Annotated in this window: 23 protein-coding genes; 10 read left to right on the top strand and 13 right to left on the bottom strand. The window is 73.5% G+C overall.

Annotation, left to right across the window (positions count from 1 at the left end; all coding sequences use genetic code 11):
* Positions 1-42: 42 nt before the first annotated feature.
* Positions 43-1,020, top strand: a complete 978-nt coding sequence (locus IH50_RS0120900) for an alpha/beta fold hydrolase (RefSeq protein WP_030864297.1) — start codon at positions 43-45, stop codon at positions 1,018-1,020.
* Between the two features lie 99 nt (positions 1,021-1,119).
* Complete coding sequence (locus IH50_RS0120895; RefSeq protein WP_051767390.1) at positions 1,120-1,368, top strand: hypothetical protein; 249 nt, start codon at positions 1,120-1,122, stop codon at positions 1,366-1,368.
* Between the two features lie 120 nt (positions 1,369-1,488).
* Here IH50_RS0120895 and IH50_RS0120890 read toward each other — a convergent pair whose 3' ends face one another.
* Positions 1,489-1,956 carry a DUF2000 domain-containing protein gene (locus IH50_RS0120890; protein WP_199822112.1) on the bottom strand — a complete coding sequence of 156 codons (468 nt, stop codon included), beginning with the start codon at positions 1,954-1,956 and terminating at the stop codon, positions 1,489-1,491.
* On the opposite strand from IH50_RS0120890, the gene IH50_RS0120885 reads away from it, so the two are divergent.
* Entirely contained in the window at positions 1,955-2,764 is an 810-nt protein-coding gene (locus tag IH50_RS0120885) for a helix-turn-helix domain-containing protein (protein WP_030864291.1), read from the top strand. The genes IH50_RS0120890 and IH50_RS0120885 overlap by 2 nt on opposite strands.
* Here IH50_RS0120885 and IH50_RS0120880 read toward each other — a convergent pair.
* Positions 2,718-3,236: a YbjN domain-containing protein gene (locus IH50_RS0120880; RefSeq protein ID WP_030864290.1), complete on the bottom strand. Its 519-nt coding sequence runs from the start codon at positions 3,234-3,236 to the stop codon at positions 2,718-2,720. The two genes, IH50_RS0120885 and IH50_RS0120880, sit on opposite strands and share 47 nt — an antisense overlap.
* The gene (mshA, locus tag IH50_RS0120875; protein ID WP_030864289.1) at positions 3,229-4,566 is read right to left on the bottom strand and encodes a D-inositol-3-phosphate glycosyltransferase; all 1,338 of its coding nucleotides are present in this window, start codon (positions 4,564-4,566) and stop codon (positions 3,229-3,231) included. The genes IH50_RS0120880 and mshA overlap by 8 nt, the downstream gene beginning before the upstream one ends.
* 207 nt (positions 4,567-4,773) lie before the next feature.
* On the opposite strand from mshA, the gene IH50_RS0120870 reads away from it, so the two are divergent.
* The 3 genes from IH50_RS0120870 (at position 4,774) to IH50_RS0120860 (ending at position 8,622) form a co-directional block, all read left to right on the top strand.
* Complete coding sequence (locus IH50_RS0120870; protein WP_420709089.1) at positions 4,774-5,628, top strand: class I SAM-dependent methyltransferase; 855 nt, start codon at positions 4,774-4,776, stop codon at positions 5,626-5,628.
* Between the two features lie 197 nt (positions 5,629-5,825).
* A complete protein-coding gene (locus tag IH50_RS0120865; protein WP_030864285.1) occupies positions 5,826-6,920 on the top strand; it encodes a C40 family peptidase in 1,095 nt (364 codons plus the stop codon).
* Between the two features lie 337 nt (positions 6,921-7,257).
* Positions 7,258-8,622, top strand: a complete 1,365-nt coding sequence (locus IH50_RS0120860; protein WP_030864283.1) for a PP2C family protein-serine/threonine phosphatase — start codon at positions 7,258-7,260, stop codon at positions 8,620-8,622.
* A 214-nt stretch (positions 8,623-8,836) separates the two neighbouring features.
* Here the strand turns inward: IH50_RS0120860 and IH50_RS0120855 are convergent, their stop codons facing one another.
* The 3 genes from IH50_RS0120855 to IH50_RS0120845 form a co-directional block, all read right to left on the bottom strand.
* Positions 8,837-9,169 carry a DUF2516 family protein gene (locus tag IH50_RS0120855; protein ID WP_030864278.1) on the bottom strand — a complete coding sequence of 111 codons (333 nt, stop codon included), beginning with the start codon at positions 9,167-9,169 and terminating at the stop codon, positions 8,837-8,839.
* A gap of 128 nt (positions 9,170-9,297) precedes the next feature.
* Positions 9,298-9,915 carry a hypothetical protein gene (locus tag IH50_RS0120850; RefSeq protein WP_030864268.1) on the bottom strand — a complete coding sequence of 206 codons (618 nt, stop codon included), beginning with the start codon at positions 9,913-9,915 and terminating at the stop codon, positions 9,298-9,300.
* Positions 9,916-9,993: 78 nt separating this feature from the next.
* The gene (locus IH50_RS0120845) at positions 9,994-10,464 is read right to left on the bottom strand and encodes a helix-turn-helix domain-containing protein (RefSeq protein WP_030864267.1); all 471 of its coding nucleotides are present in this window, start codon (positions 10,462-10,464) and stop codon (positions 9,994-9,996) included.
* A 122-nt stretch (positions 10,465-10,586) separates the two neighbouring features.
* Between IH50_RS0120845 and IH50_RS0120840 the strand changes: the two genes are divergently transcribed.
* The 3 genes from IH50_RS0120840 to IH50_RS0120830 all read left to right on the top strand — a co-directional run bounded on the left by IH50_RS0120840 (position 10,587) and on the right by IH50_RS0120830 (position 13,064).
* Entirely contained in the window at positions 10,587-11,111 is a 525-nt protein-coding gene (locus IH50_RS0120840) for an AAA family ATPase (protein ID WP_030864265.1), read from the top strand.
* A 632-nt stretch (positions 11,112-11,743) separates the two neighbouring features.
* Complete coding sequence (locus tag IH50_RS0120835; RefSeq protein WP_030864262.1) at positions 11,744-12,376, top strand: glyoxalase; 633 nt, start codon at positions 11,744-11,746, stop codon at positions 12,374-12,376.
* A gap of 88 nt (positions 12,377-12,464) precedes the next feature.
* Positions 12,465-13,064, top strand: a complete 600-nt coding sequence (locus tag IH50_RS0120830; protein ID WP_030864242.1) for a DinB family protein — start codon at positions 12,465-12,467, stop codon at positions 13,062-13,064.
* A 10-nt stretch (positions 13,065-13,074) separates the two neighbouring features.
* On the opposite strand, the gene IH50_RS0120825 is transcribed toward IH50_RS0120830, so the two are convergent.
* On the bottom strand, positions 13,075-14,304 hold the full coding sequence (locus IH50_RS0120825; RefSeq protein WP_030864239.1) for an aminotransferase class V-fold PLP-dependent enzyme: 1,230 nt from the start codon (positions 14,302-14,304) through the stop codon (positions 13,075-13,077).
* Positions 14,305-14,478: 174 nt separating this feature from the next.
* A complete protein-coding gene (locus IH50_RS0120820; RefSeq protein ID WP_030864236.1) occupies positions 14,479-14,823 on the bottom strand; it encodes a winged helix-turn-helix transcriptional regulator in 345 nt (114 codons plus the stop codon).
* A gap of 50 nt (positions 14,824-14,873) precedes the next feature.
* Here IH50_RS0120820 and IH50_RS0120815 point away from each other — a divergent pair, with 50 nt between their 5' ends.
* A complete protein-coding gene (locus IH50_RS0120815; protein WP_030864233.1) occupies positions 14,874-15,761 on the top strand; it encodes an NAD(P)-dependent oxidoreductase in 888 nt (295 codons plus the stop codon).
* A gap of 7 nt (positions 15,762-15,768) precedes the next feature.
* On the opposite strand, the gene IH50_RS0120810 is transcribed toward IH50_RS0120815, so the two are convergent.
* From IH50_RS0120810 to IH50_RS0120790, 5 genes are all read right to left on the bottom strand, one after another.
* Entirely contained in the window at positions 15,769-17,796 is a 2,028-nt protein-coding gene (locus IH50_RS0120810) for a HelD family protein (protein WP_030864231.1), read from the bottom strand.
* 40 nt (positions 17,797-17,836) lie between these two features.
* Positions 17,837-18,463 (bottom strand): TetR family transcriptional regulator, encoded by a 627-nt coding sequence (locus tag IH50_RS0120805; protein WP_030864226.1) that lies wholly within the window; start codon positions 18,461-18,463, stop codon positions 17,837-17,839.
* 72 nt (positions 18,464-18,535) lie between these two features.
* Entirely contained in the window at positions 18,536-19,639 is a 1,104-nt protein-coding gene (locus IH50_RS0120800) for a phosphotransferase (RefSeq protein ID WP_030864224.1), read from the bottom strand.
* A gap of 178 nt (positions 19,640-19,817) precedes the next feature.
* A complete protein-coding gene (locus tag IH50_RS0120795) occupies positions 19,818-20,579 on the bottom strand; it encodes an HAD family hydrolase (protein ID WP_420709087.1) in 762 nt (253 codons plus the stop codon).
* A complete protein-coding gene (locus tag IH50_RS0120790) occupies positions 20,579-21,460 on the bottom strand; it encodes a winged helix-turn-helix domain-containing protein (RefSeq protein WP_030864217.1) in 882 nt (293 codons plus the stop codon). The genes IH50_RS0120795 and IH50_RS0120790 overlap by 1 nt, the downstream gene beginning before the upstream one ends.
* Positions 21,461-21,611: the final 151 nt, after the last annotated feature.

The following is a 21,611-nucleotide window of genomic DNA, read 5'->3' as shown; positions in this document are numbered from 1 at the left end:
ATGATCGAGGCACGGCAGACCGCCGATCCCGGAGGAGGACGTATGAGCAGGAAAGCCACGGAGATCACGCACCGGCTGGTTCCCTCGCCGGGAGGGCGGATCCATCTCGTGGAGCAGGGAAGCGGGCCGCTGGTGCTGCTCGTGCACGGGTTCCCGGAGTCCTGGTACTCCTGGCGGCACCAGTTGCCGGCGCTCGCGGCGGCGGGGTACCGCGCGGTCGCCGTCGACGTGCGCGGGTACGGGCGCTCCTCCAGGCCGGCCGAGATCGAGGCGTACCGGATGACGGCCCTGGTGGAGGACAACGTCGCGGTGGTGCGCGCCCTGGGCGAGGAGTCGGCGGTGGTCGTGGGGCACGACTGGGGCGCGACCATCGCCGCGAACTCCGCGCTGCTCGCGCCGGGGGTGTTCCGCGCGGTGGGGCTGCTGAGCGTGCCCTACACCCCGCGCGGCGGGCCCCGGCCTCGTGACGTCTTCGCCGGGATGGGGGGCGACGAGGAGTTCTACGTCTCGTACTTCCAGGAGCCGGGCCGCGCCGAGGCGGAGATCGAGCCCGATGTACGGGGCTGGCTCGCGGGTTTCTACGCGGCGCTGTCCGCCGACACCATGCCCGCGCCCGGCGCTCCCGATCCGCACTTCGTCGGCCAGGGCGGGACGCTGCGCGACCGGTTCCCCGCGGGCCGGCTGCCCGGCTGGCTGAGCGAGCGGGACCTCGACGTCTACGCCGGGGAGTTCGAGCGGACGGGGATGACCGGCGCGCTCAACCGCTACCGGAACATGGACCGCGACTGGGAGGACCTGGCCGCCTACGACGGCGCGCCGATCACCCAGCCGTCGCTGTTCGCCGGCGGTGGCCTGGACGCCTCCACGACGTGGCTGGCCGACGCGATCGAGGCGTTCCCGGTGACGCTGCCGGGCCTGGTCTCCTCGCACGTGCTCGACGGCTGCGGCCACTGGATCCAGCAGGAGCGCCCCGACGACGTCAACCGGCTCCTGACCGAGTGGCTGGCCGCCTTGTCGTGACGGCTTCGTCTCCCGCGGTCGGCGGACGGTTCACCTCCGCCGGGTATCCACCCGACCGGACGCGCTCGCGTCGCGGGCCGGTCGTCACGAGGGGATGTCATGAGAAGACCGCACGGGACCACCGTACTCACGGCGTCGGCGCTGCTGTGCGCGCTGCTGCTCGCGGGCTGCGCCGAGCCCGACCGGACGGAGATCGTCACATGGACCGACGAACACGGCCGGGCCTGCACGGGCGTGGCGGTGATCGACTCCGAGGACGACGACCGTGAGGTGACCGGCATCGACTGCGACTACCCGCCGGAGGGCAGGCAGCCGGGCCGCGAGACCTCCGGGCCGCTGCCGGACTGAGGCACTCACGGCGCGACGGTCAGGTCCAGGTCGCGGCCCGGTCCCTACGGGTACACGGGCTGTGCGCGCCGCCGCCGAGGCAGTGGAGCGTGGGCGCACCACTCATGCGGCCGGCGCGTCTCACGGGTGCATCCGCGCGCCCTTGAGGACCTTGTCCACCGCGTTCCTCGGGCCGTGGAGCGACAGGCCCACCAGGTCCAGGTCCGCCGTGCCCACGGCGCGGACCGCCGCACGGTTGGCCTCGTCGTGGCCCGTGGCGAACAGGTCGGAGGTGAAGACCGCGCGGGGCAGGGCGCGGGTCAGGGCGCGGGTGTGGGCCGCCTTCAGCACTTCCTTCGTGCCCTGGAAGACCAGGACCGGCTGGCGGAGCATCGGCAGGTACGGTACGCCGTCCGCGTCCTCGTAGGGGGCGCCGATCAGCTCGGGGAGCCGGGTGCCCAGGCCGCTGACCAGGAAGGCGGTGACGTTGAGGCGCTGCCAGGGCTCCAAGTCCTCGCGCAGCAGTACGGCGATCTTCGTGTCGAAGCGAGTGCTCATGCCCTGAGACTGCCGATCGGGGCCGGCCCGCGTCTTGTACGTTGTTTGCATGTCCTCCCGGGCGAGCGTGTCGGCCTGGCGGCCCCGGGTCCCGGGTGTCGTCGAGGTGTTCCACGCCCGTTTCACCGAGTACGCCTACCCGATGCACGTCCACGACGCGTGGACGCTGCTCATCGTCGACGACGGGGCCGTACGGTACGACCTCGACCGGCACGAGCACGGCACCCCGCACGACACCGTGTCCCTGCTGCCGCCGCATGTTCCCCACAACGGGGCCCCGGCGACCCCCGGCGGCTTCCGGAAACGGGTGCTCTACCTGGACACCGGTCATCTCCCCGAGGGTCTCGTCGGGGCCGCCGTCGACCGGCCCGATCTGCGTGATCCGCTGCTGCGGCGGCGCGTGGGGCAGGTGCACTCCGCGCTGGTGCGGCCCGGGGACGAGCTGGAGGCCGAGAGCAGGCTGACGCTGGTCGGGGAGCGGCTGCGGGAGCATCTGCGGTCCCGGGAGGTGCTCGGCGCGCCCCGGCGGGATCCCGTGCTCGCGCGGCGGCTGCGGGAGCTGCTCGACGAGCGGGTCGTGGACGGCGTGAGCCTGGCGGAGGCCGGCGGGACGCTGTCCGCCCATCCCGCGCATCTGGTACGGGCGTTCAGCGGGGCGTACGGCATCGCGCCGCACCAGTACCTGATGTCCCGGCGGGTCGGCCGTGCCCGGCGGCTGCTCCTGGAGGGGCGGTCACCGGGCGAGGTCGCCGTCGCCACCGGGTTCTACGACCAGGCACATCTCACCCGGCACTTCCGCAGGCTGGTGGGGGTCACGCCGGGGCGTTACCGGGCGACGGGCGCTCCAGCAGGTGGGTGAACGCGTCCAGGTTGCGGGTGGACTCGCCGCGTGACACGCGCCAGTCGTACTCCTTGCGGATCGCCGAGGCGAAGCCGAGTTCCAGGAGGGTGTTGAAGCTGCCGTCGGCGGCTTCCAGGACCTGGCCGAGGAGGCGGTCGAGTTCGTCGGCGGTGACGGCGGCCAGGGGCAGGCGGCCGGTGACGTAGATGTCGCCGAGCGGGTCGACGGCGTAACTCACGCCGAAGAGCTTGAGGTTGCGTTCCAGGAGCCAGCGGTGGACGCCGGCCTCGTTCTCGTCGGGGTGGCGGATGACGAAGGCGTTCAGGGAGAGCGTGTGCCGGCCGGCGATCAGGGACACGGTGGTGGAGAGCTTGCGGGTGCCGGGGAGTTTCACCACGTAGCTGCCGGGCGCGGGGTTCTCCCACTCCAGCTCGGCGTCCTTCAGGACGTCCTCGATGACCCGCGCCGCCTCCGTCGCCTTGTCAGCCATGGTGCGAGCGTACGCGACGGCGGTGGGCCTGGGTCGCGGCCGTGTAGACGTCGGCGGTGGCCGCGGCGGAGGCGTCCCAGCCGAAGGACCGGGCGTGCCGGGCGGCGGCCTCGCCCATGCGGTCGGCGAGGTGCGGGTGGTCGGCGAAGTCGCGCAGCACGCGCGCGTAGGCGTCGGGGTCGTGGCCCTGGACGAGGAAGCCGGTGTGCCCGTCCCGTACGGCCACCGGGAGGCCGCCGACCGCCGCCGCGAGCACCGGGGTGCCGGCGGCCTGCGCCTCTATGGCGACCAGTCCGAAGGACTCGCTGTAGGAGGGCATGACGAGCACGGACGCCGCGCGGAACCAGTCCGCGAGCTGTTCCTGTCCGACGGGCGGGTGGAAGCGGACGACGTCGGCGATGCCGAGCCGCGCGGCGAGCTTCTGGAGTCCCTCCGGCTTGGCGAGGCCGCTGCCGCTGGGGCCGCCGACGACGGGGACGCAGAGGCGGGAGCGCAGCTCGGGGCGGTCGCCGAGGAGGGCGGCCACCGCGCGCAGGAGTACGTCGGGGGCCTTGAGGGGCTGGATGCGGCCCGCGAAGAGGGGGATGAGGGCGTCCCGGGGGAGACCGAGGCGGGCCCGCGCGGCGGCGCGGCCGTCGGCCGGGCGGAAGCGGGAGAGGTTGACGCCGGGGTGGACGACGGCGACCTTGCCGGGGTCGGCGGCGTAGTGCCGTACGAGTTCGCCGGCCTCCTCGGCGGTGTTGGCGACGAGCCGGTCGGCGGCGGCGACGATCTGGGTCTCGCCGATGACGCGGGCGGCGGGCTCGGGGGTGTCGCCGTCGGCCAGGCTGGCGTTCTTGACCTTGGCCATGGTGTGCATGGCGTGGACGAGGGGGACGCCCCAGCGCTGGGCGGCGAGCCAGCCGACGTGACCGGAGAGCCAGTAGTGGGAGTGGACCAGGTCGTAGTGGCCGGGGCGGTGGTGGGCCCAGGCCTGCATCACGCCGTGGGTGAAGGCGCAGAGCTGGGCCGGGAGCTCTTCCTTGGCGAGGCCCTCGTAGGGGCCCGCGTCGACGTGCCGGACGAGGACGCCGGGGGCGAGTTCGACGGTGGGCGGGAGGGCGGCTGCGGTCGCGCGGGTGAAGATCTCGACCTCGATGTTGATCGCGGCGAGGCGCTGCGCGAGCTCCACGATGTAGACGTTCATGCCGCCCGCGTCGCCGGTGCCCGGCTGGTGGAGCGGGGAGGTGTGCACGGAGAGCATCGCCACGCGGCGGGGCCTGCGGTGCAGCCGCAGCCGCGGCGGTGCGGCGGGGGAACGCCGTCCGAGCCTCGCGATGTACTGGCTCACGTGGCGTTCCTCCTCGCTGCGGGCATGGCTGGCGGAGGGTGTGGGGCCCCTCGGCGAGGTCAACGTCCGAAAACCGCGTCCTCATTTCCGGACGACGTCCCCGGTTCAGCGTTTTGCCGACTTTTTACCGAAAGTCGCTCAACCGTTCGAGAGCAGACCGCGTCACCTCCACCGGTGCCGTCTCCGGGTACCCGCATACTCGTCCGTATGACAGCCCGCGCCTCTTCCCTCCCCCACTCTCGGCTGCGCTCGAGCGGGGGGACCCCCATCGTCGGAACGGTGACGCGCGGGACCACCAACCCCAACCGCCTGCGCCGCATGGACCGCTGGATCGCGGCCACGCACGGCGCGGAACTGCGCCGCGCGGCCGATCCCGTCGCCGTCGACCTCGGCTACGGCGCGGCCCCCTGGACGGCGGTCGAACTGCTGCACCGGCTGCGCACCGCGGCGCCCCGCGCGCGCGTGACGGGCATCGAGATCGAACCGGCCCGGGTCGCGGCGGCACGGCCGTACGAGCGCGAGGGGCTGGCCTTCCTCCGCGGCGGCTTCGAGGTCCCGGTCCCCGGGCGGCCGGTGCTGGTCCGCGCGGCGAACGTGCTGCGCCAGTACGACGAGGCCGAGGTCGCCGCCGTGTGGCGGCGGCTGTGCGCGCGGCTCGCCCCCGCCGACCCGGCCACCGGCTCGCGCGGCGGGCTGCTGGTCGAGGGGACCTGCGACGAGATCGGGCGTCGGCACGTCTGGGTCGCCCTGGGCCCCGAAGGGCCGCGCACGGTCACCTTCGCGACCCGCCTCGGCTCCCTGGAACGCCCCTCCGACCTGGCGGAACGCCTGCCGAAGGCGCTCATCCACCGCAATGTGCCGGGCGAACCGGTGCACGCCTTCCTGCGCGACTTCGACCGCGCCTGGGCCGCCGCCGCGCCCTACGCCTCGTACGGCGCGCGGCAGCGCTGGATCCGGGCGGTGCGGGACCTCACGGCCGACTGGCCGGTGGCGGACGGGCCGGCGCGGTGGCGGCAGGGGGAAGTGACGGTGCGGTGGGAGGCGCTGGCGCCACGGGGGTGACTCCGCGCCGCCCGCGGAGCGGGAACGATCCGCGTGAGCCGTTCGTCACACGGGCGGGACGATCACCGCGCCGGAGGTGCCGGGGACGCCGGGGAGGGGAGAGGGGAGGGACTCCCTCTGTCGTTTCGCGCGTCGGCATGACAGCATCCACCGGGCGGACATATGTTACTGACGGTTAATCAACGGGGGTGCGCGTCATGGAGACGGCCAAGCGCGGGTTGCTCACGGCGGCTGTGACCGTGGTCTGCGCGGTCACCGTACTGGCCCTGCCCGGTACGGCGTTCGCGGCTCCCGCTCCTCCGCCGTCCCCGGGCACGACCGCGAGCGTCACCGTGGTCCCCGACCAGGACAAGGAACTCGAGGCCGTACGCGAGAAGCTCGACAAGCTCTACCGCGAGGCGGCCGTCGCCACCGAGGAGTACAACGCCGCCGAGGAGAAGGCGCGGCAGCAGTCCGCCCAGATCGTCCAGCTGGCGAAGAAGATCGTCGAGGGCCGGGAGAGACTGGCCGAGCTGAGGACCCGCGCGGGCGCCGCCGCCGCCGCCCAGTACCGCGGCGGCGGACTTCCGCCCGAGGCCCACCTGATGCTGAGCGACGACCCGCAGGAGTTCCTCGACGGCGCGGGCCGGGTGCGCCAGGGCGAGCACGCGACCGAGGGCCTGCTCGGGGAGATGACCCGCACCCAGCAGGACCTGGAGCAGTACGCGCAGGACGCCGAAGCGCAGATGACGAAGCTGGAGGCGGGCCGCAAGACCAAGGCCGAGGCGCAGAAGAAGATCGAGGAACGGATCGAGGCGGCCGAGAAGGTCGAGTCCGAGCTGGAGCAGGTGGAGAAGGAGCGCCTGGCCCTGCTGGAGAAGCGGGCCGCCGCCGAGGCGCAGGCCTCCTGGCTGAGCTCCGGCATCCTCGACGAGATCAAGGGCAAGGCGACGGAGCAGGGCGCGAAGGCCGTCGCGTACGCCACCGCGCAGATCGGCAAGCCCTACCAGTGGGGCGCCGAGGGGCCGAACACGTACGACTGCTCCGGACTGACCTCACAGGCCTGGATCTCGGCCGGGCGGGCCATGCCGCGCACCTCGCAGGCACAGTGGGAGCAGCTCGAGCGCGTCGACGTCGAGGACATGCGCCCCGGTGACCTCGTCATCTACTTCGGCGACGCCAGCCACGTGGGGATGTACGTCGGGGACGGCAAGATCGTGCACGCCCCGCGCCCGGGGCGGACGGTGACGCTCGCGGGAGCCGGGTCGATGCCGATCCTCGGGGTGGTACGGCCGGACGCGGACGCGAACTGAGCGGTTCGCGCCCTCCCGGCCGGCCGCTCAACACCCCGGTGACATGGGCCACGTGACCCAGTACACGTCGGTCTTCCCGCCAACCGCCCCGCGGACGTGACGTTCGTCATCCCCGTGACGGCTCCGGGCTGTCCAAGTGCGGTAGCAAACGCGGCATATGACGGGGGCCGAGGGCGGAGCGGCGTGGTCCACACCATTCCGCTGCGGCGCCGTCAGCCGCTATGGTCCCCGTTCGAAGGGGGCATCCCCCGCTCGCACCCGGAGGTGGGAGCAGGACACAGGCCTACGGCCGAAGCCCCCACCGTGCCCTCGGGGGGGAGGGAAGGAACCCGCAACAATGCCCGCACCCGTACCGCGGCAGGAAGCGATCCCGGCCGCGGAAGGCGGTCAGGCGCCGACCGCCGCACCGAACGGCGGCTCCGCCCAGGACTCCCCGGAGACCAGGGTGACGGCCCCGCGCGCGGCGGCCCCGTCCGAGCACACCGCGGCCCGGTCCGGCACCGTGCCGGACCGGGCCGAGACGGCCGCCCCCACCCACCTCACCCTGCTGCTGATCGAGGACGACCCCGGCGGGTCGCCGATCGTGCCGGGACTGCTCGACCAGTCCGGCAAGCCGGTCCGGGTCCGCACCGCCCGCAACCTCACCGAGGCCGAGCGGCTGCTGACCGACGACGTCCACTGCATCCTGCTGGACCTCGCGCTGCCCGCGCCCGGCCGGGCGGACGACGCCGACGAGCTCGCCGTGCTCAAGCACGTCCTGGAGCTCGCGCCCCGGCACGCCGTCCTCGCGCTCACCGGCGCCGACGACACCGAGCGCGGCGCCGAGGCCGTACGGGTGGGCGCCCAGGACTACCTCGTCCGCGACGAGCTGGACGGCCGGCTGCTGAGCCGGGCGATCCGGTACGCGGTGGAGCGCAAGCGGTCCGACTCCGCCGAGCGGCGGCTGGCCGAGGGCCGCGTACGCGCCCAGGAGAACCGCCGGCTGGAACGCGGCCTGCTGCCCACCCCGCTGCTGGACGGCTCCCCGCTGCGGTTCGCCGCCCGCTACCGCCCCGGCCGCTCCCGCGCCCTGCTCGGCGGGGACTTCTACGACGTCGTCCGCACCCCGGACGGCACCGTGCACGCCATGATCGGCGACGTCTGCGGGCACGGCCCGGACGAGGCCGCGCTCGGTGTGGAGCTGCGCATCGCCTGGCGCGCGCTGACCCTGGCGGGACTGTGCGGGGACCAGCTGCTGGGCACGCTGCAGGAGGTGCTGGAGCACGAGCGGCCGGACGACGAGATCTTCGCGACCCTGTGCACGGTGGACATCGCGCCGGACGGCCGCCGGGCGGGCCTGTGCCTGGCCGGCCACCCGTCACCGCTGCTCGCCCGCCCCGGCCGCCCCGCGCGGCTGCTGCCGTACGACAACAACGGCCCGGCGCTCGGGCTGCTGCCGGGCGCCCGCTGGCCGCGGATGCAGGTGGAGCTGGGCGCCGAGTGGAGCCTGATGCTCTACACCGACGGTCTGATCGAGGGCAAGGTCGGCGACACCGGGGAGCGGCTCGGCCAGGACGGCATGGTGGAGATGATCCGCCGCCAGCTCTCCGAGGGGCTGAGCGGGGAGGAGCTGCTGCGGACCGCCGTCAACGAGGTCCGGGACCTCAACGGGGGCGAGCTGACGGACGACGTGGCGGTGCTGCTGCTGGACCGGACGGGGTGAGCGGAGGACCGCCGTCCGGGGTGTGCCGCGGGGCGGACACCGGCCCGCCGCGGCCGGTCACGCCCGTGCGCTGGTGGCTGCGCATCGTGGCCGACCGCACCCGTGCGCCGATGACCGCGGGTTGTAGCGGGCCACACCCGTGTACCGGTGGCCGCGCGTCGCTACGGTCCCGCGCCCTCTCAGGGCACGGGGCGGCCCTTCTCCGTTCTCCGGATCAGCGGCCGCCGTTGTACGGCCCGTAGGGGCCGTCGCTGCTGGAGCCCCTGCGGGAGCGCCCGCCGCCGGAGAGGCCGCGGAGGGCGGGGCGGACGTCGACCATGTACACGATGGTCGCGATCAGTCCGATGACCGGCAGGAACGACAGGATGTTGAAGATCAGGTTCACCACGAAGGCGAGGGCGAGGACGATCAGCCAGAACGGCTTGGTCTTCTTGTCGGCCGCGCGGTAGGCGTCCTCACGGCGCGTGGCGGCGTCGATCAGCGCGAAGCCGCTGAACACGATCAGGGCCATGCTCAGCAGCCACATGAACCCCGCGAAGCCCTGCATCAGCACAACGTCCACCACCAGACTCGGCTCGTCCTCTACGCCGTCACCGTACCCGCAACCACCGGCCGGCTATCCGGACAACGGGCCGGGCACCGCGAGAGTGCCCGGCCCGTCCGGTTCCGTCCCGTCTACTTCGCGGGCGGAGTCGTCTTCTTCGCCGTGGTCCTGCGCGCCGGGGCCTTCTTGGCGGCGGCGGGCTTCTTCACCGCGGCGGACTCGGCGGCGGGCGTGTCGTCCGTGACCTCGACCGGCTCGGCCGGCTCAGGCCCGGACGCGGTCTTCGGCTCGGCCGCCGACGGCTCGACGGCGACGGCGATGTCCTCGATGCCCTCGGCGGCCTCGCCGCGCCAGGTCCTCACGGCCTGCTCGCCGTGCTCGGCGACCCTCTCGTAGGCCTCCCGGGCCTTGACGGCGTACTCGGCGGCGATGCCGACCCCGCGCAGCGCGAGGTCCTGGGCGTTCTCACCGAGCTTCTTCAGGTCGGTGTCGAACGAGCCGAAGAGCTCGCCGACCTTGCTCTGGAGGTTCTCCTGCGTCTCCCGGACCCGGACGGTCGCCCGCTCCTGGACGGCCTTGGGGTCGGTGTTGCGCACGGCCTCGATACGGGCCGGGGCCTCGGCGCGCAGCTGCTCCACCAGGGCCGGCACCTTCTTGGCCTGCTGCAGCGCGAGGTCGGCGGTGCCGGCGGCGAAGTAGAGCGGGGTCGGGTCGCTGAAGGTCTTGCGCAGGTCGTCGGTGATGGCCATGGTGATGGTCCTCCCGGATTCTTTTTCGGCTGAGGGTTTCATGTGGTCCGCGGTGGGCGGCCGGTGCCCTGGTCCGGCTCAGCCGGCCGTCCGCCGCGGACCGCTGTCGCTGTCGCTGTCGCTGTCGCCGGCCGTGTCGCCCGCGGGGACGTCGACGGCCTCGGATTCCCCGGGCGCCGCCTCACCGTCCTCGGCGCTCCCGAACCCGTTCTCCTTGCGGAACGACTCATAGATCTGGAGCAGCACCTGCTTCTGACGCCCGGTCAGCAGGGGATCGGCGAGGACGGCGGCCCGCGTCTCGACCTCGGACCGGTCCCGCTCGGCGTCGAGGATGCCGGCCCGGACGTACAGCGTCTCGGCGGAGATCCGCAGCGCCTTGGCGACCTGCTGCAGCACCTCCGCGCTCGGCTTGCGCAGCCCGCGCTCGATCTGGCTGAGATACGGATTGGACACCCCGGCGGCATCGGCGAGCTGCCGCAGCGACAACTGCGCGCTGCGCCGCTGCTCGCGCAGGTACTCACCGAGATTGCCGACGTTGAGCGATGCCATACCCCCACCGTGCCCCACCTAGCTAACTATTGCAAGCACCTGCTTGCAAGAGTGCGCCACGGCACGGACGAATCCCGGGAAACACCGGAGCCGTACCGGACGGGGCGTTAACGTGGGGGCCCATGATCGTGTGGATCAACGGCACCCACGGCGCGGGCAAGACGACGACCGCCCCGCTCGTGCAGCGGCTGCTCCCGGACTCGCGGGTGTTCGACGCCGAGAAGGTCGGCGAGACGCTCATGGACATCACGCCGGGGCTGCCCGACACGGACAACTTCCAGCACTGGCCGCCGTGGCGGCCGCTCGTGGTCGAGACCGCCCGCCGCGTCCTCGACTACACCGGCGGCACCCTGGTGATGCCCATGACCGTCCTGGTCGAGGAGTACTGGCGCGAGATCAGCGCGGGCCTCGCGCGCCATGCCGTCCCGGTACGGCACTTCGTCCTCCACGCCGATCAGGAGACCCTCCGCGGGCGCATCGCGGGGGACACGGTCCTCGGCCCGGACTCCCCCTTCCGGCTCAGCCACCTGGAGCCCTACGCCGAGGCGGCCCGCACCTGGCTGCACCGCGAGGCCGAGGTCGTCGACACCACGCACCTCACGCCCGCCGAGGCGGCCCTGCGGATCGCGGAGGCCGTCAAGGGCTGAACCGCCCGTTGTCAGTGGCATCGGCGAGGATCCCGGACATGACTGCGACCGCCGCCGACGCACGAACCCTCCTGGACGACGTCCGCACCAGCGCCGCCTGGATCGCCCGCGCGCTCAACGGCTCCGGGTACCGGGCGGACTTCACGCCCACGAGCCTGCGGGACGTCGAGCGCTTCATGGCCGAGCACAGCGACCACGGGATCGCGGTGCCCGACGGCCTCCTCGCGACGGACCTGGGGCCACGCCTGTTCGCCCTCGGCGCCTACCTCGGGGAAACGGTCCGGCGCAGCACCGGCGGGGCCTGGGAAGCCGACGACGACGATCCGCACAGCGAGGTGGACCTCAGGCTCCGCCTCCCCGACGGCTCCGTCGTCTGGCCCGTCCAGCGCGTGATCAAACGCTTTCAGCACGGTCACGAGGACAGCATCGTCGGCTACGCGATGGGCCTGGATCTGCACCTGTCCGCACCGGCCCGGTGGCGTCACCGCCCCGGCGCCGCCGGCCGGACGGCCGCGCCGGAGCCGGAGTCGGGACCGGAACCGGAGCCGGGGCCGGGACCGGGGCCGGGACCGGGGAAGACCGGTCAGGAATCGAGAAGCCTCCGGAGGCGGAGGACTCCTAGCGTGGAGGGCATGACATTCATCGACAGTGTGACGCTCGACGTGGCCGACACCGCGGCCGCACGCCGGTTCCAGTCCGTCGCCTTCGGGCTGGACTCGCGGATAGGGCTGCGCGCCTCGCAGGAGGCCACGAGCGGGTTCCGTGGGTTCACCCTGGGGCTCACGGTGTCCCAGCCGGGTGACGTCGACAGCCTCATCGGCACCGCTGTGGAGGCCGGTGCCGTACCGCTGAAGCCGGCCGCGAAGTCGCTCTGGGGGTACGGTGGCGTCGTCCAGGACCCGGACGGGACGTTCTGGAAGGTCGCGACCTCGGCGAAGAAGGACCGCGGCCCCGCGACCCGGCGGATCGACGAGATCGTGCTGCTGCTCGGCGTCGCGGACGTGGCCGCGAGCAAGCGGTTCTACGTCGAGCGGGGCCTCACCGTGGCGAAGAGCTTCGGCCGTATGTACGTCGAGTTCGCCGCCGGGGAGTCGAGTCCCGTCAAGCTGGCGCTGTACCGGCGCCGTGCCCTCGCCAAGGACCTCGGCGTCTCCCCGGAGGGGAGCGGATCGCACCGGCTGGTGATCGGCGGCGGTGCGGGCGCCTTCACGGACCCGGACGGCTTCGCCTGGCAGGCCGCGTCACCGGCCGCCCTCGCCTCCTGACCCCGGCGCACGCCGTACGCCGGGGGAACGGGACGCCCGTACGCGGAGGCCGCCGGTCCGGCGGGCCGCGTACGGCAGACTGACCCGCATGACCACCGCAGCCGACACCGCCGTGTCCGATCTCCGCCGCTATCTCCAGGAAGCCCGCGACGCCCTGCTGTGGAAGCTCGAGGGCCTCTCCGAGTACGACGTCCGCCGCCCGATGACGCCGACCGGCACCAACCTCCTGGGCCTGGTGAAGCACGCGGCCGGTGTGGAACTGGGCTACCTGGGCGACACCTTCGGCCGGCCGTCCGGCGAGCCGCTGCCCTGGCTCGCGGACGCGGCGGAGACCAACGGGGACATGTGGGCCACCGCCGAGGAGTCGCGCGAGGACATCGTCGGCCTGTACCGCCGGGCGTGGGCGCACGCGGACGCGACGCTCGAGGCGCTGCCGCTGGACACGGCCGGCAGGGTGCCGTGGTGGCCGGACGACAGGGACGGACTGACGCTGCACCACGCCGTGGTCCGCGTGATCGCCGACACCCACCGGCACGCCGGCCACGCCGACATCCTCCGCGAACTCCTGGACGGCTCAGTGGGGGAGAGCCCGACCGGCACCAGCCTGCCGTCGGACGACCCGGCCTGGTGGGAGGCCTACCGGGACCGTCTGGAGCGCGTGGCCCGGGAGGCCGGCCGCAAGGCGTGACCGGCGCCCCTCACCGTGCCGCGCGGGCCCACTCGCCGAGCACGGGGACGCACTTCTCGGCGAAGTACTCGTAGTCCTCGGCCGTGTTGTAGACGTGCGCGGACAGCCTCAGGTAGCCGACTCCGCCGAAGCTGGTGAACGCCGCCTCGACACCCAGCTCCGCGGGGGCCCGGTCGCGCAGCGCGTCGGCCGCGAGGCGACTGTCGGCGAGCCCGTCGGGCAGCCGCACCAGCCGCATGCCGGGCGCGGGCATGCCCACGTCGACGGAGGCGTCCGCGCCGGTCAGTTCGGCGAGCGCGGCACCCACCACCCGTGCGCCGTAACCGGCCAGCTCGTCCATGTACCGGCGGGCGGCGGGCCAGCCCCAGGTACGGCCGACGAAGTCGAGGGCGGCCGGGGCCGCCAGCGGGCCGGTGGCGTCGAGGGTGCCCTGGTGGTCGAAGCGGCCGGGGTACGGGTCGGCGGCGCCCCACGAGTCGATCAGCGGATACAGCCCGTCCCGCAGCGGACCGCGCGCCACCAGGGCCGCGGTGCCGCGCGGGGCGCAGCTCCATTTGTGCAGGTTGCCCGTCCAGAAGTCACCGTCCCACCCGTCGAGCGGGGCGGCGATCAGCCCGGGCGCGTGCGCGCCGTCCACGAGCAGCGGGACCCCGCGCCGCCGCAGCTCCGCGGCGATCCGCTCCACCGGCAGCCGGCGGGCGGTCGCCGAGGTGACCTGGTCGACGACGACGAGCCCGGTCGCCTCGCCCACCTCGGCCATCACCGTCTCGTACGCCCGCTCCTCGCCGGCGTCCAGCGGCACCCGGGCGGTGCGCACCCGGCCGCCCCAGCGGCGGGCCAGCCGTTCGGCGCCCATCGTGACGGCGCCGTAGCCGTGGTCGGTGACGACGATCTCCCCGCCGCCCCGGCGCTCCAGGTTCGCGTACACGACGCTCGCGCCGGCGCTCGCGTTCGGCACCAGGGCGAGGTCGCCGGGGTCCGCGCCGAGGAAGGCGGCGAGCTCGGCCCGGACCGCCGCGAGCCGCTCCGGCAGCCCGGAGAACCACACCACCGGGGCGCTCTCCATCCGCGCCCGCAGCTCCCGCTGCCGCTCCTGGGCGGCCAGCGGTACGGCGCCGAAGGACCCGTGGTTGAGATGGCGCAGTGCGGGGTCCAGCGACCAGGCCCGCGCGGCCGGCCGGCCGTCGGCCAGCAGCAGGGGCCGGGGCGCGGTGCTGACCTCCGTCTCGGTCTCGTTCACCTGACTCCCCTCCGTCGGCTCCCCGCCGTGAGGAACACCGGATCCTAACGCGGCGCCACGAGGCGTCCCGGCGGCGGGCACACCCACTTTTTTGTGGGTACTTGGCAGCGCGGCGGCGTGCGGCGAACCTGGTCGCGGGGCGCCGGACAGGAAGGGAGCGGAAACGGCCGGCGGTCAGGAGGCAGGGGCCTCGGCCAGCCCCTCCAGCCGGCGGTGCCCCCAGTCGGACAGGGGTGCCAGCGCCTCGGCGAGCTCACGGCCGAACGCGGTCAGGGAGTAGACCGTCTTCGGCGGCAGCACGTCGTGCACCTCCCGGTGCACCAGCCCGTCCGCCTCCATCTCGCGCAGCGCCTGGGTCAGCACCTTCTCGGTGAGGCCCGGCACCTTCCGGCGCAGTGCGGCCGGCCGGTGCGGGCCGGACTCCAGCAGCCACAGCAGCGTGGTCTTCCACTTGCCCTCGATCACGGCGATCGCGGCGGTCACCCCGCAGACGTCCGGATCGTGGCGCCGGTGCACCATACCCTGCCCCTTTCCTCAGTAATTGCCATGAATACTACGGGAGTTGAAACATGTCCGTGCAGACCGACCAGCCCTCCGTCACCGTCCTCGGTCTCGGCCCGATGGGCCGCGCGCTGGCCGGCGCGTTCCTGGACGCGGGGGTGCGCACCACCGTCTGGAACCGCACGCCCGGCCGGGACGCCGGGCTGACCGGCCGGGGCGCGGCCGTGGCAGCCTCGCCCGAGGAGGCGGTCGCCGCCTCCCCGCTCACCGTCGTCTGCGTGGTGAACTACGACGCCTCGGACGCCGTACTGCGCCAGGACGCCGTCACCGTCGCCCTCAAGGGCCGTACGGTGGTGAACCTGAGCGCCGACACCCCCGGCCGCGCCCGGGACACGGCCGAGTGGGCCGGCCGGCACGGCATCCGCTACCTGGACGGGGCGATCATGACCCCGACGCCGGCCATCGGCACGGACGACGCGGTCTTCCTGCACAGCGGCCCCGAGGAGCTGTACCGGGAGCACCGGCCCGTCCTGGCGGCGCTCGGCGGCAGCCACACCCATCTCGGGGAGGACATCGGCCGGGCGGCGGCGTACGACGTCGCGCTGCTCGACGTCTTCTGGACGGCGATGGCCGGCTACACGCACGCCCTCGCCGTGGCCCGCGCGGAGGGCGTCACCGCGACGGAACTCGCCCCCTTCGCCCAGGGGATCGCCGCGATCCTGCCCCCGCTGTTCACCGAGTTCGCGGCCGACACCGACGCCGGCACGTACTCGGGCGAGCTGAACCCGATCACCTCGGCCGCGTCGACCATGGCCCACATCGTGCACGCCTCCGAGGCGCACGGCATCGACGCGAGCGTGATGCGGGTGATCGAGGGCCAGGCCCGCCGGGTCATCGCACGGGGACACGGCGGGGACGGCTTCACCCGGGTCGCCGAGGTGATCGCCGGCCGCTGACGAGGCGTCAGAAGGGCAGCTCCCGCGCCCGTACCACCTCCAGCCGGGACACCGCCCGGGTCAGCACCACGTACAGCCGGTGCAGCCCCCGCGCCTCCGCCTCCGCGATCGCCGCGGGTTCGACGGCCACCACATGGTCGTACTCCAGGCCCTTCACGGCGCTCGCCGGCACCACGGTCACGCGTGCGCCCAGTACCTCCGGACCCGGTGCCTCCACCCCCGCCCCGGCCAGCGCCCGCCGCAGCCGGGGCACGTCCGCGTCCGCCGCCACGACGCCGACGGAACCCTCCCGCTCCAGCGCGTCCCGTACGGCGGCCACGACCGCGTCCGGCACCTCGTCCGGCGCGGCGACCCGCCGGGTGCGCAACTCGCCGTCGCCGCGCAGGGAGCGGGCCGCCGGGACGTCGACGTCCAGCCGTTCCAGGAGCCGGTTGGTGAGCGTGACCACCGCCCGCGGCACCCGGAAGCCGGTGGTCAGCGGGATCACGGCCGCGTCCGGTTTCCCCAGGTGCCGCAGCACCGCCGGCCACGAGCGGGCCGCCCAGGGGGTCGTCGCCTGGGCGAGGTCGCCCAGCACGGTGAGCGAGCCGAAGGCGGCCCGGCGGGCGATGGCCCGGCACTCCATCGGGGAGAGGTCCTGGGCCTCGTCGACCACGACGTGCCCGTACCCCTCGGGGTGCTCGACCAGCCCGGCGGCCTCGTCGAGCAGCACCAGGTCCGCGGCCGACCAGCGCGCCGACTTCCACGACCGCGGCGGCCTCGTCCACAGCAGCGCCTTCCGCTCCTCGTCGTCCAGTACACCCTCGGCCGCGGCGGCCAGCGCCTCGGGGTCGCCCAGCAGTCCCGCCACCACCTCCTCCGCGCGGACCCGCGGCCACACGGCGTCGACGTACGCCGACACCGGCCGCGCCCGCTCGATCCGGCGCGCCCAGGCGGCGGAGCGCGGACCGCCGCGCCGTTCGGCCCGCTCCCGCACGGCCCGCACGATCCGGGCCCGCACCCGCTCCCGCCCGACGCCGTACGGCGGTTCCTCGGCCCGTACGTCCGTCACGATCCGGGTCAGTTCCTCCGCCTCGACCCGCCAGCGGTACGAGCCGTCGGGCACGGTGAGGGAGCCGGCCGGGCCGGTGCGCACCCGCGCGTACAGGGCCCGGCGCAGCACCTCGGCCATCCGGGCGTCGTGCTTGACGACGGCGGCGCGTTCGTCGTCGGTGCCGGTGACCGGGTGCCGGGCGATCTCCTCGGCGAGGGTCGACTGCCGTACGCCGGTCTCGCCGAGGGCGGGCAGGACCTCGGAGATGTAGGAGAGGAAGGTGCGGCTGGGTCCGAGGACGAGCAGTCCGCCGCGCCGGATGCGCTGGGGGTGGGTGTAGAGCAGGTAGGCCGCCCGGTGCAGGCCGACGGCGGTCTTGCCGGTGCCGGGGGCGCCCTGCACGCACACGGAGACGTCCAGGTCCCCGCGGACGAGGTCGTCCTGCTCCGGCTGGATGGTGGCCGCGATGTCCCGCATGGGGCCGACGCGGGGCCGCTCGATCTCCCGGGCGACGATGCCGCTGGCCCGTTCCTCCCCCCGCTCCAGGTGTTCGTCCTCCAGGCCGGTCAGGTCGGCGGAGTCGCCCCGGCTGCCGGGTGCCCAGCCGAACCGCCGGCGTACGGCGACGCCCTGCGGGTCGCGGGCGGTGGCCTGGTAGAAGGCGCGGGAGACGGGTGCCCGCCAGTCGACGACGAGGGGCGGTGCGGCGGGGTGCTCGGTGATCCGCAGCCGTCCGACGTGGTAGCTCTGCCCCGGGTGGCCGGTGCCGTCCCGTGCGAAGTCCAGCCGCCCGAAGAACAGCGGGCCCGGGGGCAGTTCCCGCAGTTCCTTGGCGTGGCTGCGCAGCCGGTGACCGAGGACCTCGGCGTCGGCTCCGGAGGCGGAGACGTCCTCGCCGGTGACGACCCGCTCGTCGGCGCCGTCGGCCATGGCGGCGAGGGCGGTGCGGCAGCGGTCGTGGTGTGCGCGTTCCCGGTCGAGGGCGGGCTCGGGTGGTGTCATTCCACCGAGCGTACCGAATAAAGCAACCGAGTAACATTTTTTACTGAGTATCTTCCATGCGGCCCTTCAAGCGCGGCAGCGTCTCCGCCAGCACCTCGAACGCCCGCCCGGCCGCCGCCACCGCGTCATCCCGTACGTCGTCGATCCGCTCCCCCGCCGCGATCCGCCGCCAGTTCTCCTGCGCGAGGATCCGCCGTACGGCGATGATCTGCCCCGCCGCCAGCCGCGCGTCGAGCCCGCCGCCGAGCGCCCCGGCCAGCGCCTCCTCGGCCCGCTCCAGATACCCGTACAACCGCGCGACCAGCGCCGGGGTGCCGTACAGCAGCGTGTGGAAGGCCAGTACCTCGGGATCGTCGTTGAGGCCGGTGACCGGATCGCACCGCCGGAGTCCGTCCAGGAAGTGCCGCCGCAGCGCCTCGACCGGCTCCGGCCCCTGCGCGGCCACCCGGGCGGCCTCGTCCTCGTGATCGGCGATCCGGTACAGGACGAGGTCCTCCTTCGCCGGGAAGTACCGGAAGAGCGTCGGCTTGGAGATCTCGGCCGCGGCCGCCACCTCGGCGACGGACACGGCGTCGAAGCCGCGCTCCAGGAAGAGCCGGATGGCGGTGTCCGACACGGTCCGGTACATCCGCCGCTTCTTGCGCTCCCGCAGGCCGATCTCGCTCATGCGGCGAGCCTACGCACACGGCCTCCGGGACGGCGGCTGGCCGCTCGGCCCGTGTGACGAGGCGTGCCCGGGTCAGCCCGGGAGGACGTCCACGGCCTTCCCGTGCTCCGCGCGCCAGCGCACGAGGGCGTCCGCGATACGGTCCGGGGCCGGCACGGAGACGAGGCCCAGCGGGACGGCGGCGTCGGTCAGGACGCGGCGCAGCTTCCTTCCCGTGTCCTCCGGCCGGTGCCGGCCGGTGCCCTGTCCGGGGTCCGGTGCCAGGGCCGCGCGGATGACGTCGGTGAACACGGACTGGGCCTTCTTGAAGTCCATCAGCAGCCCCAGATCGCGCCGCCAGCCCTCCGAGCTGCCGGGGCGGACGTCCTCGACGGTGCTCACCCAGTGCCGGGTGAGCCTGCGGGCCTGCCACTCCGGATACCGCATGAGATACAGGTGGGTGGCCAGGTCGTAGAGCGGGTCGCCGACCATCGCGAGCTCCCAGTCGATGGTCCAGAGCCGCTGCCCGGGGTCGACGATGAGGTTCTCGCGGTGGAGATCGGCGTGGAGGAGGCAGAAGGGCCGCTCCGACAGGCCCGACACGTGCTTCCTGAGGATCTCGAACACGTGGTTTTTCACGCCGAGTTCGCCGAAGAGCGCCGCGAACGCGTCGAGGTTCGACAGGTAGACGTTCTCCTCCGCGAAGGAGATGAGCCGGTCGAGGAACCCGTTGGTGTCCCCGTCCCGGGGGCGGTCCCTGGCCTCACAGCGCCGCTTGACGACGAGCGTCTCCGGCCTCACCCCGGCCAGCTCGCGGAAGAGACCGACGACCTGCCGGAGCAGCGGGCCGGGAACCGGGAGACCGGACCTGCGCAGCTCGCCCAGCGTCCGGCCCTCGATGAACCGCTGCAGGCGCAGGCCGCCGAATTCCGTGACCCCCGGGATGCTGCTGATCCGGCCGCTCAGCGCGGTCAGGAGCTGCTCCTCCGAGTCGAAACACCGCCGGTCGAACCAGAGCAGACCGGCGCGCGGCTCCCGGCACTTCCATCGTGCCGGCGAGGGCGCCCCCGCCTCGTCGCCCAGGGGGAACACATAGGTCTCGTGGTGATAGCCCTGGAGCGGTCCCTCGACCGCGCCCGGATTCCCGCACGCCTCGATCGCGTACCGCCGGGCAAGGGAAGGTGTGTCGGGTGACATGGGCCCGTTTCTCGCGTGCTGGACCCTCCCGCGGGTCACAGAAGTGGCAGTACGTTACCCCCGCCACCGCCGTGCTTCCCGCCGGACTCGTCCGTCCACCGCACGCGTTCCCTCCGAAGGCGCCCCGGCTCACGGGCGTACGGCGCCACGGCCCGGGACGCGCCCCCCGGGCAGGTCCTCACCGGCGGAGCACCCGGAGGACCGGTTCCAACGAGTCCACGACCGCCGTGGCGCCCGCGTCGCGCAGGAGCCGGCCCTTGCCCTCGTCACGCGCGTAGCCGAGGAAGGGGACGCCGGCCGCCCGGGCGGCGAGGAAGTCCGTCGGGGCGTCACCGATCAGCAGGGCGGTCGCGGGGGCGGCGCCCATGGCGTTCAGGGCCCGGTTGACGCAGTGGGGGTCGGGTTTGAGGAGGCTCAGGTCCTGGGTGCGGCCGTATATGTGGGGGGCGAAGCAGGCGCCGAGGCCGCGGGAGGCGAGGTACTCGCGCACCACGCGCGGGGAGTTGTTGGTGGTGACGGCCAGCCGGGAGCCCACCGCGGTCCAGGTGCGGATCAGCGGATCGGCGTACGGGGTGGGCATCGCCGAGCCGGATGCCCGGAGTTCCTCCTGGGTGAGCCGTTCCTCCAGTTCTGCGACCAGGTCGCTGCCGGGGTGCCGGCGGTCGACGGCGTGCAGGAGCACCTGCGGGTCCAGGGACGTGCGTTCGGTCTCGGTGAACAGGCCGTGCAGCCCCCGGCTCTCCAGCCAGGACGCCAGGTCGTTCGCCACCCGTTCCGCCGAGTGGCCCGCGAACAGGCGGCAGACGGGGCCGTCGAAGTCCCACAGCACCACCCGGGCGCCTTTGACCAGGTGCCGCAGCGCGTTCGGTTCGTCGTCGTTCCGGGTCTCGTTCCGCTTCTCGGCCGTCACCGCGTCGGTCTGCTGCGTCTCAGAAGTCACTAGGAGAGTGTCAGGTCCGTCGTGATGGTTTCCCAGAGGGCGTCGAACCACTTCTGGGATTCCTCCACGAACGCCCGCTCCCGCTGCCCGTCCCGCTTGACGAAGGGGAAGAGGAGGGACTGGGAGCCCAGGGCGTCGTACATCTCCAGGGTGTGGCTCTCCCACTCCTCCTCGCGCCGGGTCAGCATGTAGTAGCCGATCAGTGCCTCCTCCCCGTTGAGCAGGTACAGCTTCACCGGCGGGGTGAAGGGCAGGGCCCGGAAGGAGACGCGCACGTCGACGCCGTGGGTGGCGCGCAGCGCGAGGAGGTTGTGCTGGAGCACGCGGGCCTGGGCGTTGCGCTGGGCCAGCCACCGTTCGTGCACCGGGTCGTCGTTGCCGTCGCGGCCCTCGACCGGGACGGGGAAGGCCAGGTTGATCCGCCGGGAGGGCAGCAGGATGCGGACGTCGACCGACTCGGGGCGGGTGCGGCCCTCGTGGATGTGCCGGACCGGTTCGCTCAGCGCCAGCATCAGGCTCTCGGCGGTCAGGGACACCGCGTCGATCCGTACGTGGGCCGTCGAGAACGCGGCCGTCAGGCGCGGTGCCAGCCCCACCGTCGTCGGCTGGGGCTCCTCCAGGGCGGAGGCGGGTTCGGCGATCCGCGGCGGGCTGCCCTTGCCCTGGTTGGTGAGCAGGCCGTCCTCCCGGAGGGTGTGCAGGGCCTGGCGAACGGTGCCGCGCTCCACGCCGAACTCCTCGGCCAGCTCCGCCTGGGTGGGCAGGCGGTCGCCCGTCCTGAGCTCGCCGGACCGGATGCGTTCCCGCAGGATGTCGGCGATCTCCTGCGGCGAGACTCTGCTGCTGCCGTTCACTGCCACGTTCTCCTGGGCCACGACCAAACGCTACAACTTTGATCCATCTGAAGGGACTTGTTTGAAAGTTGTTTGTGAGTAGGGGCCAAGTGGGGACAACCTCTACAGAGTTGGCAACCAACTTCTTCAAGTTGGCAGCTTCCTGGTTCCGCAGTCCCGGCCCGCACCCCGAAGGAGG

The sequence above is a fragment of the Streptomyces sp. NRRL S-37 genome (genome assembly GCF_000721605.1).
Classification (GTDB): Bacteria; Actinomycetota; Actinomycetes; order Streptomycetales; family Streptomycetaceae; genus Streptomyces.
Note: the sequence above shows the minus strand (reverse complement) of the source record. Positions and strands in the feature narration are given on the sequence as shown.